Origin of the sequence: Hymenobacter cyanobacteriorum, from assembly GCF_022631375.1 — a bacterium.
Taxonomy (GTDB): domain Bacteria; phylum Bacteroidota; class Bacteroidia; order Cytophagales; family Hymenobacteraceae; genus Hymenobacter; species Hymenobacter cyanobacteriorum.
On sequence record NZ_JALBGC010000002.1, the window covers coordinates 810,297 to 827,230 of the forward strand.

Consider the following 16,934-nt stretch of genomic DNA (forward strand, 5'->3'; position numbering starts at 1 on the left):
CATGGAACAGAGTTTAAACCCGCCCTACGGCGCGCCCGGCGATGCCGCCGTGGCGCACGACAACAACACGACTTCCACCAGCACCATCTGGCAGGTTATCACGGCCTCGTCGGTCGGCACCGTGATTGAGTGGTACGACTTCTACATTTTCGGCTCGCTGGCGGCCATCATCGGGCCGGTGCTGTTTGGCTCGAAGGGCAAGATTGAAGACACGCTGCTGGGCGCGCTGGCCGTGTTCGGCGCGGGCTTCGTGGTGCGGCCGTTCGGGGCCATGTTCTTCGGCCGGCTCGGCGACATGATTGGGCGCAAGTACACCTTCCTCGTTACGCTGCTGATTATGGGCGGGGCCACGTTCATCACGGGCCTGGTGCCGAGCTACGACAAAATCGGGCTGGCGGCCCCGGCCATTGTGGTGGTGCTGCGCCTGCTGCAGGGCCTGGCCCTAGGCGGCGAATACGGCGGGGCCGCCACCTACGTGGCCGAATACGCCCCCGATGCCAAGCGCGGCTACTTCACCAGCTTCATTCAGATTACCGCCACTGGCGGCCTCATTCTCAGCATCACAGTTATCCTGATTACCCGCAAAATGCTGGGTGAAGATGCCTTTAAGGAGTGGGGCTGGCGCATTCCGTTCCTGCTCTCGGGTTTCCTGTTGGTGGCTTCGTACTACATCCGCCGCAAGCTGCACGAGTCGCCGCTGTTTGCCAAGGCCAAGGCCACCGGCACCACCAGCAAAAGCCCCCTGCGTGACTCGTTCGTGAACCCCGTGAACCGCCGCCTCGTCCTCATCGCCCTGTTCGGCGTGACGATGGGCCAGGGCGTGATTTTCTACACCAGCCAGTTTCAGGCCTTCACCTTCATGAATGCTACGCTCAAGCTCGACATCGTGCATTCGAGCGTCATCATGGTAGTGGCCATGCTGCTGGCCACGCCGCTGTTCGTGTACTTTGGCTCGCTGTCCGACCGTATCGGCCGGAAGAAAATCATTATGACGGGTATGATTTGCGGCGCGCTGTTCACCATTCCACTCTTCTACGGTATCAAAGCGTTTGCCGGGCCACTCACCGAAATCACGCCCGCCACGGTAGACGCCGCCGGCAAAGCCGTGCCCGCTGTGATGAAGGCCCTCACTCCTAATATCCCGGCCATGATTGCGCTGGTGTTTTGCCTGGTGGTGTTTGTGACGATGGTGTACGGGCCCATTGCGGCTTACCTGGTCGAACTGTTTCCGACCAGCGTGCGCTACACCTCGCTGTCGGTGCCTTACCACATCGGCAACGGCGTGTTTGGGGGCTTCGTGCCGCTGATTGCGACTTCGATTGGTGTGTGGGCCGCCGCGCAGCCGGCCGGCACCTTCGCTAAGGAGCACAGCAGCCTCGTGGGGCTGGTGTATCCGGTCACCATTGCGCTCATCTGCTTCTTCGTGGGCTCGGCCCTGATGAAGGACGTGCGCAACGTGAAACTGATTGACGACCAGCCCGCCGCCTAATTTATGATTCCCTGCGGAACGGTACGAAAGTCCGCCGGGCCCCGCGCCCGGCGGACTTTTTCTTAGATTGACAGCCGGTTCAGCTTCTTTCCCGCCATGATTCCACCCAACTCTCCCGCATCCCGCCCGGCCCCGCGCCGCGGCCCGAAGCTGCTGTTTCTGGCGGGGCTCTTCGGGGTGCTGCTCAACTACCCGCTGCTGGCCGTGTTCGACCACGACGGGCGCTTGGCCGGGGTGCCGGTGCTGTATTTGTACGTGTTGGTGACGTGGATTGCGCTGGTAGCTCTGACGGGCTGGCTGGTGAGGAAAAGGGGAGAGGCGGAGGATGGCAATGGAACAGGATGACATCATGCAGAGCGCAGCGAAGCATCTCGCCTGTGGCAGTAAATCAATCGATAGAAATTAGTGGCAGCACGCGAGATGCTTCGCTGCGCTCTGCATGACGTTCTTTTTAGGACGCAAACCCACCAACTCATCAAATGTCCAAGCTGCTCGTCATTGGTTTTTCCTTCGGCTACCTGGCCCTGCTTTTCGGCGTGGCCTACGCCGCCGAGCGCCGCTCGGAAGCCCGGAAAAGCCTCGTGAGCAACCCCTATGTGTACGCCCTGAGCATGGCCGTGTACTGCACGGCCTGGACGTACTACGGCTCGGTAGGCCGGGCGGCGCACAACGGCCTGCAGTTCGTGGGCATCTACCTGGGCCCGACGTTGCTGGCCCCGGCCTGGTGGCTGGTGCTGCGCAAAATTATTCGCATCAGCCGGCAGCAGCGGCTTACCTCCATTGCCGACTTTATTTCGGCCCGCTACGGCAAAAGCGCCGGGCTGGGTGCGCTCGTCACGGTGGTGTGCGTGCTGGGCATTGTGCCCTACATCGCGCTGCAAATCAAGGCTATTGCTGCCTCATTTGTCACGCTCACCGGCAGTGGGGCGGGCGTGGGCGGGCCGGCAGCTACCACGGCGCTCTACACCACGGGCGCGCTGGCGGTGTTCACTATTCTGTTCGGAGTGCGCTCGGTGGAAGCCACCGAGCGGCACGAGGGCATTGTGCTGGCTGTAGCCGTGGAAAGTCTGCTGAAGCTGGTGGCGTTTCTGGTGCTGGGTGGCTTCGTCACGTTCGGGATATTCAACGGGTTTACCGACGTGTTCGACCAAGCGGCCGCCGTGCCGGCGCTGCGGCAGCTGTTCACGTTGCACGGCTCCGGCACGAGCGGGACCGAGTGGTTCACATTGCTGGTGCTCGGCATGTCGGCGGTGCTGCTGCTGCCGCGCCAGTTTCAGGTGGCGGTGGTGGAGAACGTGGACGAAAACCACCTGCGCAAGGCCATGTGGCTGTTTCCACTCTACCTCATCATCATCAACCTGTTTGTGCTGCCCATTGCTTTCGGCGGCATGCTGAAGCTGGGCCACACCGGCCTCGACGCCGACACCTACGTGCTGGCCCTGCCGCTGGCGGCCGGCCACTCGTGGCTGGCACTGCTTACCTACCTGGGTGGGCTGTCGGCGGCCAGCAGCATGATTATCGTCGAAACCATTGCCTTGAGCGTAATGATGAGCAACCACCTGCTTATGCCATTGCTTGTGCGCGTGCCCGCCGGCCGCCCCGAGGGCCAAACGCGCTGGTTTGCCTACCTCGGTCGCGTGGCCCTCGAAAGCCGCCGCCTGGCCGTGGTGCTGGTGCTGCTGCTGGCCTACGGCTACTACGCCGAAGTGGGCAAGCAGCTCCCGCTGGTGAATACCGGCCTGGTGTCGTTCGCGGCGGTGGCGCAGTTCGTGCCCGCCGTGCTGGGCGGGCTGTATTGGAAGGGCGGCACCCGGCGCGGGGCCACGGCGGGCCTGCTGGCGGGCTTTGCCATTTGGTTCTTTACGCTGGTGCTGCCCACGCTGGTGGGGCCGGGCCGCTTGCCTGAGTCGGTGCTGACGGAAGGAGTGGGTCATATTTCGGCGCTGCGGCCCTTCGCGCTGTTCGGGCTCGAAGGGCTCGATTACCTCTCGCACGGGCTGTTCTGGAGCTGGCTGTTCAACATTGGGCTCTACGTGGGCCTGTCGCTGGCCTGGCCGCCCACGGCGCTGGAGCTACGCCAGGCCGACGTGTTCGTCGATGTCTTCACGCGCCGCAGCCTGGCCGAGGAAATCACCGGTTGGCAGGGCCGCACCCCGTTCCCCGATGTGCGGGCGCTGCTCCTCGGTTTCCTCGGAAAAAAACGCACCAACCAGGCCCTGCGCGCCTTTGCCGACCGTTTTCCGGATGCCATGGCCCCAGAAGCCGACACCAGCTCACCCCTCACCATTTCACCAACTAACCAACTCACCACCGCCGACCCGCGCCTGCTCAACTACGCCGAGAAGCTGCTGGCGGGCACTCTGGGGCCGGCGTCGGCGCGCATGCTGGTGGCCTCGGTGGCAGGGGCGGAGGAAATCAGTTACGCCAGCGTGGTGGGCATTCTCAAGGAGAGCCAGCAGCTGCTGGAGGCCAACCGCCAGCTGCAGAAGCAGAGCCGCCAGCTGCAGCGCCTCACCGACGAACTGCGCGCCGCCTACGACCAGCTCCAGGCCCTCGACCAGCGCAAGGACGAATTCCTCTACACCGTAACGCACGAGTTGCGCACGCCGCTCACCAGCATTCGGGCGCTGGCCGAAATCCTGGCCGATAACCCCGATTTGGAGGCAGAGGAGCAGCAGCGCTTCCAGCTCACCATCGGCCGCGAGGCCGAGCGCCTGACGCGCCTGATTTCATTGGTGCTCGATTTGGAGAAGTTTGAATCCGGTCAGGCCACGCTCGACCGCACCGCCGTGCCCGTGGCCGACCTCGTGGCCGAAGCCCTCGACGCCGTGGGCCAGCTGCTACGCGACAAGCACATCACCCTGCATGTCGACACCCCCGCCGACCTGCCCGTTCTCTACGCCGACCGCGACCGGTTGATGCAGGTGCTCGTCAACCTGCTCTCTAACGCCATCAAAGCCTGCCATTCCGACGGCACGGGCCGCATTGCCGTGCTGGCCTGGCCCGCGGCCGAGCTCGTGCTGCTGTGCGTGGAAGACAATGGCCGCGGCATTTCGCCCGCCGCCCAGCACCTCATCTTCGACAAGTTCTTTCAGGCCCAGAACCAGACCACCCGCAAGCCCGAAGGCACCGGCCTGGGCCTGGCCATCACCCGTAAAATCGTGGAGTTCCACCACGGCCGCATCTGGGTCGAAAGCGCGTTGGACCAGGGCGCGCGCTTTTTTGTGGAACTGCCGCTGCTGCGGGGCGGCATTACCCAGAATGACCCAAAACGTCATGCAGAGCGCAGCGAAGCATCTTTACCGCAGTAAGTGAATAATTGCGTTACGCGGTAAAGATGCTTCGCTGCGCTCTGCATGACCGTCTTTCCTCCTCTTCTACCGCTCCCCACCACCCACCTCCACCTGCATGAAAACGCCCCACATTCTCATTGTTGACGACGAGCCCAATATTGTGATGTCGCTCGAATTCCTGATGCGCAAGAATGGCTACCAGGTTGGCATTGCTCGCAACGGCACCGAGGCCCTGGCCGCCATCGACCAAACGCCCTACGACCTCGTGCTGCTCGACATCATGATGCCCGACGTGGACGGCCTCGAAGTGTGCCGCCAGCTGCGCCAGCGGCCCGACCGCACCAGCACGAAAGTCATTTTTCTCTCGGCCAAAAGCCGCGAGGCCGACGTAGCCAAGGGCTATGCCGTCGGGGCCGACCTCTACATTCCCAAGCCTTTCAGCACCCGCCAGCTCATGGAAAAAGTGCGCGAGCTGCTCACCACGCCGGCCGCCGCCTAACCGCTGCAAACCTCCAACATTTAACTCTCAACTTTTATTTTAACTGAAGCCATGCACGCCCGCATCCGCACCCTCGAAGAATATCACGCCGCCTACCAAAAGTCCGTGGAAGACCCCGACGGCTTTTGGGCTGAAGTTGCCGAGCCCTTCACCTGGCGCCGCAAGTGGGACACCGTGCGCAGCGGCGAGTTTTCGCCAGCTGGCGAGAGCAAGTGGTTCGACGGGGCCCGCCTCAACATCACCGAGAACTGCCTCGACCGCCACCTGGCCCAGCGCGGCAACAAGCTCGCCCTCATCTTCGAGCCCAACGACCCCAAAACCCGCCACCTGCGCCTCACTTACCGCGAGCTGTACCAGCAGGTATGCCAGTTCGCCAACGTGCTGCTGAACAACGGCGTGGAGAAGGGCGACCGCGTCATCATCTACCTGCCCATGATTCCGCAGCTGGCCATTGCCGTGCTGGCCTGCGCCCGCATTGGGGCCGTGCACTCGGTGGTGTTCGCGGGCTTCTCGGCCACGGCCATTGCCGACCGTGTGAACGATGCAGACGCCCACTTCGTCCTCACCGCCGACGGCCTGAACCGCGGACCGAAGCAGATTCCCGTTAAGTCGGTAGTCGATGAAGCCCTGCTGACCTGCCCTGGTGTGCGCCGCGTCATCGTAGTCGAGCACCTGGGCTGGCCCGTGAACATGGTGGAAGGCCGCGACGTGTGGTACCACGACGAAGCCAAAGGCGCGGCTCTGACCTGCCCGGCCGAGGAAATGAAGGCCGAAGACCCGCTGTTCATCCTCTACACCAGCGGCAGCACCGGCAAGCCCAAGGGCGTGGTGCACACCACCGCCGGCTACATGGTGTGGGCCGACTACACCTTCCGCAACGTGTTTCAGGTGGAAGAAAACGACGTGTACTGGTGCACCGCCGACATTGGCTGGGTCACGGGCCACACCTATTTGCTCTACGGTCCGCTGCTGGCCGGCAGCACCAGCCTGCAGTTCGAAGGCGTGCCGACCTACCCCGACGCCGGCCGCTTCTGGGAGGTGATTGACAAGCACAACGTCACCATCTTCTACACCGCGCCCACGGCCATTCGCAGCCTCATGGCCACGCCCTTGGATAACGTGCTGAGCTACTCGCTGAGCAGCCTGCGCGTGCTGGGCTCGGTGGGCGAGCCCATCAACGAAGAGGCCTGGCACTGGTACCACCAGCACGTGGGCAAGGGCCGCTGCCCCATCGTCGACACCTGGTGGCAGACCGAAACCGGCGGCATCATGCTCTCGGCGCTGGCCGGCATCACGCCCAGCGTACCCGCTCGGGCCGGGCTGCCGCTCCCCGGCGTCCAGCCCGTGCTGCTGAACCAGGACGGTACCGAAATCAAAGGCAACGACCAGGAAGGCTACCTCGCCATCAAGGCCAGCTGGCCGGCCGTCATCCGCACCACCTGGGGCGACCACGAGCGCGCCCAGCAAACGTACTTCCAGCCTTATCCAGGCTACTACTTCACCGGCGACGGCGCCCGGCGCGACGAAAACGGCCTCTACCGCATCATCGGCCGCGTCGATGACGTGATTAACGTGAGCGGCCACCGCTTCGGCACGGCCGAAATCGAAAATGCCATCAACCAGAACGAGCACGTGATCGAGTCGGCCGTGGTGGGCTACCCGCACGATGTGAAGGGGCAGGGCATCTACGCCTACGTCATCTGCCAGGACGGCCCGCCCAAAAATGCCGCTGAAGCCAAACAGTGGGAGGCCAGCATCATCGAAACCGTAGTGGCCGAAATTGGCAAAATCGCCAAGCCCGACAAGATTCAAATCGTGTCGGGCCTGCCCAAAACCCGCTCCGGCAAAATCATGCGCCGCATCCTGCGCAAAGTAGCCGAGGGCGAAACCACCAACCTGGGCGACGTGACGACGCTGCTCGACCCGGCCGTGGTGGATGAGATTCTGGCGGGCAAGAAGTAGCATTGCCCGTTTGTCATCCTGAGCGGAGCGAAGGACCTTGTCACGTTGAACGATTTGTTCTGACGCGACAAGGTCCTTCGCTCCGCTCAGGATGACAAACGGGCAAATTACCCAAACACCTTCACCTTCTCGCCCTTGCGCTTGATGCGCAAATGGTTACGGATAATCTGCTGAATGTCTTTGTTGTCGGTGTAGGGCTTAATCACGTCCCGGAAATCGGCCAGCTTGCGCGCCGAGAACGTCTCGTCCACGTAGCCGAAGCCGCGGTAGCGACCATTCTCGACCAGCACAATGCTCTTTTCCAGCTCGCTCCGGCCGGCACCAATCACCACAAACGACTCATGCTCGTAGATGATGCTGTCAATGGCCTCATCAACCCGCAGATTGTAGCTCTCTGGCGCTTCCTCGCCTACACAGGCACCCTGGCAGCGGTGCACCTGATAATCGAAGCAGGGCCCGGTGGTTTTATACAGTCCGCACAGCTTCTGGCACAGGTTGTACTTGGCCACCTTGTGGTACAGAAACCCCTGTGCCTTGTACTGATTGCCCAGCGCGATGATGGGAATTTCGGCGTTACGCGCATCGGCCCGGCCGTAGGCCAAGCGCTTGTAGCCCTGCTCATCGATGCGCAGGTAAATGCCAGCCGGAAACACCGAGCGCCGCTGCGCCCGGTTGTAGGCCGGCTTCATCTGCTTAATCAGGTGCGACTCATACAGCAGCGCCACCAGCTCCGAGCCAGTCAGCTCCCAGGTAATGTCGGCAATCGAATTCTTGAACTCCAGGCTTTTGCGCGATTTCACATCAATGGCAAAGTGCTGCTGAATGCGCTTGTAGATGTTGATGGATTTGCCCACGTAAATCACCTCGCCCGCCTCGTTGTGGAAGTAGTACACGCCGGTGGCTTGCGGCAGATTGGCCACTACCGAGGCCGGCAGCAGCGGCGGCATCAGCGCCTCTTTTATCGCCGACTGCACGGCGGCTACGCGCTTGGGCGACGGTGCTTTGGTGCCGTCGGGCCGGCGGCCGGCGGGGGCCAGGGCATCCACGCGAGCCAGGGTGTGGCTTGTGTCGGTGCCGTGGGGCAGGTCCTCGGTTTCGGTGGTGATTTTGAGCAGTTTGCCAAAGAGCAGCGCCGTGGCGTGAGCGTCGCCGGCGGCGCGGTGCCGGCCTTCGAGCGGAATGCCGATGTTCTGGCACAGCTTGCCCAAACTGTAGCTCGGCTGGCCCGGTATGAGGCTGCGCGAGAGGCGCACAGTGCACAGCGTTTTGCGCGAGTAATTGTAGCCCAAATCGGCAAATTCCTTCTTCAAAAACGAGTAGTCGAAGCGCACGTTGTGGGCCACGAATACGCAACCTTCGGTCATTTCCACCACCTTGCGGGCCACTTCGTGGAACTTGGGCGCGTCGCTCACCATGTCGTTGGTGATGCCCGTGAGCTGGGTGATGAAGGGCGGAATGCTGCGGCCGGGGTTGAGCAGCGTGGCGTATTCATCGACGATTTTTTCGCCGTCGTGAATGTAAATGGCTATTTCGGTGATGCGGTCCTGGGTGGGCTGCCCGCCGGTGGTTTCAAGGTCGATGATGGCGTACAAAGCGGCGCGGGAGTTGGTCGAGAGCTAAGCTAACAGTTTTAGCTAGCCAGAAGGTTGCAGAAGGCTTCTGGCTGGTCTGTCATCCTGAGCGTAGCGAAGGACCTTATCACGTCATAACAGACGTAAACAAGGTCCTTCGCTGCGCTCAGGATGACGGGCTTGTTGCTACATCTTCTTCACCATTCGCCAGAATTTCCCGAAAAAGCCCAGCTGTGGCATGGGCCGACGCAGGTGGCTTTCGTCCATCTCCGAAATATCACCCAGCAAAAAGCCCCACGGTTCCAGCGACTTATTGGCGTCGAATACCACTTTCAGCACCGCCACCAACGGAATGCTCAGAATCATGCCCGCCGTGCCCCATAGCTCGCCGCCCAGAATCAGGGCGATGATGGCGGCCATGGGGTTGATGCTCACCTTCGAGCCCGTGACCATGGGCGTAATGAAGTTGCCCTCCAGAAACTGCACGAACACGAATACCCCCACCACGGCCGCCGCCCGGGCCGGCGAGCCGGTTTCGACCAGCGTGACGAGTGCCGGAATAGTCGCGCCCACCAGGATGCCGATGTAAGGAATCACGGCCAGAACCGAGGCAAAAGCGGCGAAGAAAATGGCAAATTTCACGTCCAGCACCAGCAGGCCAATGGCGTTCAGCACGGCCACAATCACGATAACCGTGAGCAGGCCCGAGATGTAGGCCTGCACCACGGTCTGAATGTTGTCCAGCGTTTGCAGCACACCCGTGCGCTTGTCGGGGCTCACGAAGCGGAACATGAACTGCCGCATGTGGTCGCGGTAATACAGAAAGCAGAAAATATAAATCGGCACCAGCGTAAGCACGCTCAGCACGCCGGCCGTGGTACTGAGCGTGCTGCCCAGGTAGCCGCCGGCCGATTTCTTAAACGACTTCATCGACGTAGCAATCAGCTCATCTTTGCTCATCACATCGAGCCCAAACTTCTGATGCGCCCACTGCTGGCCCTGGTCGAAGAGCACCAGCAGCTTCTGCTGTAGCAAGGGCAGCTCGGTGCGTAGCTCCATCAGCTGTGTGCCAAACAGCACGATGAGGCCCGAAATGGCCAGCACCATCAGCAGCAGTGCCGCGATGATGGCCAGCACCGGCGGCCAGCCCCATTTTTCCATCCGCAGCACCAGGGGCAGCAGCAGCACCGACAGCAGCGCCGCAAAAAACAGCGGCAGCAGGATGCCATCGAGCTTGTGCAGCACGAATACCAGCAGCGAAGCGCCAATCAGCAGAAAAGTGTAGTAAATGATGGGCGACTGCTTCACCTCGGCCGGCGCAGTGTGCGGCACGGAAGTGGTGGCGCGCGTGCCGGCGCGGCTGATTACATGTGGGAACATGAGGAACGAGTAGGGGAGTGAGGCAAAAAAACGAACCGGCCCGGGCCGGAGATAGTCGGGCAGCGGGCGTGAACCCGCCGCCCGGCGGCGGTGTTGCGAACTAAGGAAATTAGTGCGCGGTGCTAAGCAAGCTGGCAATAAAGCTTGCCCTCCCGCCGATTTCTGCGTTATTTTACCCCAAAACTGGAATACAGTTGCCCGATGAACGACGAATTACTGACCGACGCCCCGCAAACCCCCGCCAAAGCCCCCGACCACGGGTATAACGAAGACAGCATCCGCTCGCTCGACTGGCGCGAGCACATCCGTCTGCGGCCCGGCATGTACATCGGCAAGCTCGGCGACGGCTCGGCCTACGACGACGGCATTTACGTGCTGGTGAAGGAGGTAGTCGACAACTGCATCGACGAGCACGTGATGGGCCACGGCCGCACCATCGACATCAAAATTTCGGACTCCAAAGTGCAGGTGCGCGACTACGGCCGTGGCATTCCGCTCGGCAAGGTGGTCGACGTGGTGAGCAAAATCAACACCGGCGGCAAGTACGACAGCAAGGTGTTCCAGAAGTCGGTGGGCCTGAACGGCGTGGGCACCAAGGCCGTGAACGCGCTGAGCGGCTACTTCCTGGTGCAGAGCGTGCGCGAAGGCATCCTCAAGGCGGCCGAGTTTGCCCAGGGCAAGCTCACGGCCGACCCCAAGCCCGCCAAAACCAGCCAGCGCAACGGGACGCTGGTGGTGTTCCAGCCCGACGACACGATTTTCAAGAACTACCGCTTCATCCCGGAGTACCTCGAAAATCAAATCTGGAACTACGTTTACCTGAACGCCGGCCTCACGATTAACTTCAACGGCCAGAAGTACTACTCCGAAAACGGCCTGCTCGACCTGCTCGCCCGCAAAGCCGACGTCGAGCACCTGCGTTATCCCATCATCCACCTGAAAGGGCCGGACATCGAGATGGCCATGACGCACGGCAACGACTACGGCGAGGAGTACTACTCCTTCGTCAACGGCCAGTATACCACGCAGGGCGGCACGCACTTAGCCGCGTTCCGCGAAGCGGTGGTGAAGGCCGTGCGCGAGTTTTATAAGAAGGATTACGACGCTTCCGACATTCGGGCCAGTATCATTGCCGCCATTTCGGTGCGGGTGCAGGAGCCAGTGTTTGAGAGCCAGACCAAAACCAAGCTCGGCTCGGTGAACATGGGCGAGGACGGCCCCACGGTACGCGGCTTCATCCTCGACTTCGTCAAAGAGCACCTCGACAACTACCTGCACAAGAACGCGCTGGTGGCCGAAGCGCTGCGCAAGCGCATCGAACAGAGCGAGCGGGAGCGCAAGGACATGGCCGGGGTGAAAAAGCTCGCCAACCAGCGCGCCAAAAAAGCCAACCTGCACAACCGCAAGCTGCGCGACTGCCGCTTCCACCTGGGCGAAAACGCCAAGGACGGGGCCGAAAAAGAGCTGTTAACCACGCTGTTTATTACCGAGGGCGACTCCGCGTCGGGCAGCATTACCAAGAGTCGCAACGTGGAGTTGGAGGCCGTGTTCAGCCTGCGCGGCAAGCCGCTGAACTGCTTCGGGCTGAAAAAGAAAATCGTGTACGAGAACGAGGAGCTGAACCTGTTGCAGCACGCCCTTAACATCGAGGAAGGTATTGAGCACCTGCGCTACAACCGCGTGGTAATTGCCACCGACGCCGACGTGGACGGCATGCACATTCGCCTGTTGCTGCTCACGTTCTTCCTGCAATTCTTCCCCGACCTTGTGCGCAACGGCCACGTCTTCATTCTCGAAACGCCGCTGTTTCGGGTGCGCAACAAGAAGGAAACCATCTACTGCTACAACGAGCAGGAGAAGCAGAACGCCATGCGCAAGCTGGGCAAGAACCCCGAAATCACCCGCTTCAAGGGCCTCGGTGAGATTTCGCCCGACGAGTTCGGCAAGTTCATCGGCGAGAACATCAAGCTGGAACCCGTGATTCTGCAGTCCGACCGCAGCATTCAGCAGGTGCTGACGTACTACATGGGCAAAAACACGCCCGCCCGCCAGGAGTTCATCATCGAAAACCTGCGCCTCGAGAAAGACCTCATCACCTCCGACGTGCTGCCCGCCGCCGAAGTGCCGCTGGAAGATTTGGCATAGCCCGGAATGAGCACACAATGAGTGTTAATGCAGCCACGGTTAAGCTCAACATCAAGCCGGTATAAATACGTGTAAAAAAAATAACGAAGCCTTGCACGTAAGAAAAACCTGTGTACTTTTGCATCGTCGGCTAGGGGTAGACTAGTCGGCATATTCCACGGAAAAGCTCGCGCCTTTGGCGCGAGCTTTTTTGTTGGTCGTTGCTGCCAAACAGCGGGCGAAGCTTAGCAGTAAATCCGCGTACTATAGCTAGTATATTTAGCTTGGAATTGGGCGAGTATTTAGCGAAATTTGGGTCGCAGCCCCAATTTGCTGGCTGTTGGCTAAGGGCAGAGCTTCTGTAGTTAAGCTAATAAAATTGGGAACTTTCTCAATCTGCTGCGGCTTAAGTTGCTTGCGCTCCGCGCTGATTCCGGTACTTTTGGCGGCACTTCGCCGTCTTCATTCGCTTCTCTTACGTGGCTACTACTGATACTCCTGCTTCCGACGCTCCCGACCAACACTTTCTGCAGCCCGGCGACTCGGTAGATTTTGACCTTTCGGCCTTTTCGCCCGCCGCCGATGCCGACGCGCAGGAACCCACCGACTTTTCGGACGAACCTACGGCGACGGTCGAGGGTGAAGAAAACGCTGACACGGCAACCGACGAGGCCGATGCCGCCCCGCGCTCGGCCGACTTGTTTGGCTTGGTGCCGGTAGCACCCGTGGCCGAGCCCATTCCGGCCGAGGAGTTGACGGAGGAAGAACCCAAATTTGCCCCCGGCGAAACCATTCACGACGTGGCCACCGTGCGCGGCATGTACCAGAACTGGTTTCTGGACTACGCCAGCTATGTGATTCTGGAGCGCGCCGTGCCGGCTATTGAAGACGGCCTAAAGCCCGTGCAGCGCCGCATTCTGCACGCCATGAAGGAGATGGACGACGGCCGCTTCAACAAAGTGGCCAACGTCATCGGCCAGACCATGCAGTACCACCCGCACGGCGACGCCAGCATCGGCGACGCCATGGTGAACCTGGGCCAGAAGGACCTGCTCATCGAAACCCAGGGCAACTGGGGCGACGTGCGCACCGGCGACGGCGCGGCCGCCCCGCGTTATATCGAGGCGCGCCTGAGCAAGTTCGCGCTCGACGTGGTGTTCAATCCTGACACTACCGAGTGGCAGCTGAGCTACGACGGCCGCAAGCGCGAGCCCACCACGCTGCCCGTGAAGTTCCCGCTGCTGCTCGCGCAGGGCGTGGAAGGCATTGCCGTGGGTTTGAGCACCAAGATTATGCCCCACAACTTCCGCGAGCTGTGCAAGGCCAGCATCGACGTGCTGCGGGGCCGCGAGGTGCAGCTGTTTCCGGACTTTTCGACCGGCGGCCTGTGCGACGTGAGCAACTACAACTCGGGCATGCGCGGCTCGCGCATTCGCCTGCGCGCCACCATCGAGAAGGTGGATAAAACCCTGCTTATCATTCGCGACATTCCCTACGGCTCGACCACCACGGCGCTGATGGAGAGCATCGTGAAGGCGAGCGAGGCCAACAAAATCAAGATTAAGAAGGTAGTCGATAACACGGCTGCCATGGTGGAGATTCAGGTGCAGCTGCCCACCGGCGTGAGCCCCGACCTGACGATGGACGCGCTCTACGCCTTCACCGACTGCGAAATCAGCATCTCGCCCAACACCTGCGTCATCATCGACGAAAAGCCCCGCTTTGTGGGCGTGGAGGACGTGCTGCGGCAGAGCACCAAAGCCACCGTGCGCCTGTTGGAGCGCGAATTGGAAATCCGTCAGGAAGAATTGTGGGAAAAATGGCACAATGCTTCGCTGGAAAAGATTTTCATCGAAAACCGCATCTACCGCAAAATTGAGGAATGCGAAACCTGGCCCGAAATCCTCGAAACCATCGAGAAGGGCCTGCGCAAATTTGTCCGCATCGAAGGGGAGAAGGCCAAGGCCGACGACGCGCGCATTGTATTGCGACGCCCGCTGACGGAGGACGATTTCACGCGTCTCACCGAAATCCGCATCAAGCGCATCTCGAAGTTCGACGGCTTCAAGGCCGATGAGTATTTGCAGCGCCTGACCGACGAGCTGGCCGAAGTGGCCGACCACCTGGCCAACCTCACGCGCTACGCCATCGCCTATTTCGAGGGCCTGCTGAAAAAGTACGGCGCGGGCCGTGAGCGCAAAACCCAGCTCCGCACCTTCGATGTGGTGACGGCCCAAAAAGTGGCCATCGCCAACCAGAAGCTCTACGTGAACCGCGCCGACGGTTTTGTGGGCTACGGCCTGAAAAAGGACGAATTCGTGTGCGACTGCTCGGACCTGGACGACATCATTGCCATCAAGCGCGACGGTACGTTTATGGTGACGAAAATTGGTGATAAGACCTTCGTAGGCAAGGACATCCTGCACGTGGGCGTGTACAACAAGAACGACGACCGGTTGGTGTATAACATGGTGTACCTCGACGGCGCATCGGGCATTGCCTTCGCCAAGCGCTTCCTAGTCTCAGGCATCACCCGCGACCGGACCTACGACCTCACCAAAGGCACCAAGGGTACTAAAACCCTGTATCTCACCGCCAACCCCAACTCGGAATCGGAAATCGTGAGCGTGCAGCTTTCCGATAAAGCGCCGGCGCGGGTGAAGCAGTTCGACTTCGACTTTGCCGACCTCGCCATCAAGGGCAAGGGTTCGATGGGCAACATCGTGACCAAGCAGCCCATCAAGAAAATCACTCAGAAGTCACTGGGTGACTCGACGCTGGGCGGGCGCGAGGTCTTTTTTGATAGCGTGGTGGCCAAGCTCAACCACACCGGCCACGGCCGCTACTTGGGCACTTTTGATACCGACAACACGGTGCTGGTGGTGTACAAGGATGGCAGCTACGAGCTGAAGGCCGCCGACCCGGCGCTGCACTTCGACGTGCCCAACATTGTGCTGCTGCGCAAGCTGGAGCCCGACACAGTTATCAGCACGGTGTACGTGGATGGCGACACGAAAATCCACTACGTCAAGCGGTTCAAAATTGAAACCAGCACGCTCGATAAGCGCTTCCTGTTTATTTCGGAGGCCAAAGGCTCGAAAATGCTGGCCGCTACGGCCAATCCCGAGCCGCTGGTGGAAGTGAAATTCCAGAAGGACAAGAAGGCCGAGAAGGAAGCCGAGAAAATTGCCCTGCACGAATTCATCGACGTGAAAGGCTGGAAGGCAATGGGCAACAAGCTCAACTACTTCCGCATCAACAGCCTCGATTTGCTGACCGACGAAGGCCCCGAGCCCCAGCGCCGCGAGGTGAAGAAGCGCGTGGCCCCGGCACCCGCCGGCAAGCCCGGCGACGGCCCGGCCCCCGTGGCCGAGCCGCAGGGCCCGGTCGACATTACCGCCGAAGACGTGGCCCGCGCCCAGGAGCTGCTGAAGCGGCCCAAGGCGCAATTGGGCCTGTTTTAGGGTTTGCCATAAACCGTTGCGTACCAGACGCGGCGGTTTATGGCGTTCTAAGAATAGAACCCCGGCTTTGGCTTCCGCGTTTGCAGGCCAGCCTGTTTATTTGCTGGTATGCCCGTATGTGTTCGGTTAAGGTTGGCCCCGGTGGCCCGGTTTTCTGCCGGGCTGGGCGGTGCTTTGGCCCTGCTGTTGGGCACGCCGACGCTGCCCGCAACTGCGCAACTCTGGTCGCACGCTGCTGCAAAACCTGCGGCAACCAAGCCGGTGCCGCCACTTGCCCGGGCTCCCGAGCCGCCCGCCGACCCGCCCGCCGTGCGCACCAAGCTGTTTCAGGCAGCGGCGCTGGCTAATATGTTCAAGGATTCGGAGGCATTGGGGGTGTATCAGGAAGTGTTGAAAATTAATTCGCAGCATTACCTGGCGCTGTGGCAGGCCGCCGTGCTGAGCGTGAAAATAGGCGCGCGCTATTCCGATGAAACCCGCAAATCGGCCTACTTCGACGCGGCCCGCCAATACGCCGACCGTGCCCTGGCCCTGCGGCCCGAAGCCGGCGAGAGCAACTACGCCGTGGCGCTGGCGCTGTTCAGCCAGGCCACGCTGTATAAGGCCGGTGCCCGGCTCGAAGCCTTCCGCGACCTGCGCTCGCACGTGTACCTCGCCACCGAGCACCGGCCCGACCTGGCCGAAGCCTGGCAGCTACGTGGCCGCTGGCAATATCGCGTGGCGCACTACAACCTGCTCGAACGCCTCTACAGCAAGCTCGTACTGGGCGGCGTGCCCGACGGTGGCGACAGCCGCGAAGCCATGGACGACCTCGAAAAAGCCCTTGCGCTTGCGCCCCAAAGCCTGCCGCTCTACTACGACCTGGCCCGGATGTACAAGTACCAGGGACGCCGCCGCCGGGCTATTGCTACCCTGGAAGCAGCCCAGAAAATCCCGCCCATTACCAGCGAAGACCTGGTTATTCTGCGCTCTTGCTCCAAGCTGCTGCCGCCGCTGCTACGCGCCGATGCCCGCCGCCAACGCCAGCGCGCCCGGGTGGGCAAGAAGGTGAAGCCGCCGGTAGAGGCTTTGCCGGTAAATACTTCATCCCCGACCTTGCGCGTGGCCATACCGCTGGATACAGCCAACAAAAAGCCCTGATGAACAGCGCAC

Annotated in this window: 10 protein-coding genes; 8 read left to right on the forward strand and 2 right to left on the reverse strand. The window is 61.2% G+C overall.

Annotation, left to right across the window (positions count from 1 at the left end):
• Position 1: 1 nt before the first annotated feature.
• The 5 genes from MON38_RS08600 to acs all read left to right on the forward strand — a co-directional run bounded on the left by MON38_RS08600 (position 2) and on the right by acs (position 7,243).
• On the forward strand, positions 2–1,489 hold the full coding sequence (locus MON38_RS08600) for an MFS transporter (protein ID WP_241935753.1): 1,488 nt from the start codon (positions 2–4) through the stop codon (positions 1,487–1,489).
• Between the two features lie 96 nt (positions 1,490–1,585).
• Entirely contained in the window at positions 1,586–1,834 is a 249-nt protein-coding gene (locus MON38_RS08605) for a hypothetical protein (protein ID WP_241935754.1), read from the forward strand.
• Between the two features lie 134 nt (positions 1,835–1,968).
• Positions 1,969–4,800: a sensor histidine kinase gene (locus MON38_RS08610; RefSeq protein WP_241935755.1), complete on the forward strand. Its 2,832-nt coding sequence runs from the start codon at positions 1,969–1,971 to the stop codon at positions 4,798–4,800.
• Between the two features lie 97 nt (positions 4,801–4,897).
• Complete coding sequence (locus tag MON38_RS08615) at positions 4,898–5,281, forward strand: response regulator transcription factor (protein WP_241935756.1); 384 nt, start codon at positions 4,898–4,900, stop codon at positions 5,279–5,281.
• A 51-nt stretch (positions 5,282–5,332) separates the two neighbouring features.
• A complete protein-coding gene (acs, locus tag MON38_RS08620; RefSeq protein WP_241935757.1) occupies positions 5,333–7,243 on the forward strand; it encodes an acetate--CoA ligase in 1,911 nt (636 codons plus the stop codon).
• Between the two features lie 107 nt (positions 7,244–7,350).
• Here the strand turns inward: acs and MON38_RS08625 are convergent, their stop codons facing one another.
• Together MON38_RS08625 and MON38_RS08630 are read right to left on the reverse strand one after the other, a co-directional pair.
• A complete protein-coding gene (locus tag MON38_RS08625; RefSeq protein ID WP_241935758.1) occupies positions 7,351–8,835 on the reverse strand; it encodes an exonuclease domain-containing protein in 1,485 nt (494 codons plus the stop codon).
• A 165-nt stretch (positions 8,836–9,000) separates the two neighbouring features.
• Positions 9,001–10,194 (reverse strand): AI-2E family transporter, encoded by a 1,194-nt coding sequence (locus MON38_RS08630; protein ID WP_241935759.1) that lies wholly within the window; start codon positions 10,192–10,194, stop codon positions 9,001–9,003.
• Positions 10,195–10,395: 201 nt separating this feature from the next.
• On the opposite strand from MON38_RS08630, the gene MON38_RS08635 reads away from it, so the two are divergent.
• The 3 genes from MON38_RS08635 to MON38_RS08645 all read left to right on the forward strand — a co-directional run bounded on the left by MON38_RS08635 (position 10,396) and on the right by MON38_RS08645 (position 16,922).
• Positions 10,396–12,339, forward strand: coding sequence for a DNA topoisomerase IV subunit B (locus MON38_RS08635; protein WP_241935760.1), 1,944 nt, complete (start codon positions 10,396–10,398; stop codon positions 12,337–12,339).
• A 731-nt stretch (positions 12,340–13,070) separates the two neighbouring features.
• The gene (locus tag MON38_RS08640; protein WP_277881443.1) at positions 13,071–15,782 is read left to right on the forward strand and encodes a DNA gyrase/topoisomerase IV subunit A; all 2,712 of its coding nucleotides are present in this window, start codon (positions 13,071–13,073) and stop codon (positions 15,780–15,782) included.
• Positions 15,783–15,890: 108 nt separating this feature from the next.
• A complete protein-coding gene (locus MON38_RS08645; protein WP_241935761.1) occupies positions 15,891–16,922 on the forward strand; it encodes a tetratricopeptide repeat protein in 1,032 nt (343 codons plus the stop codon).
• The last annotated feature ends 12 nt before the right edge of the window (positions 16,923–16,934 follow it).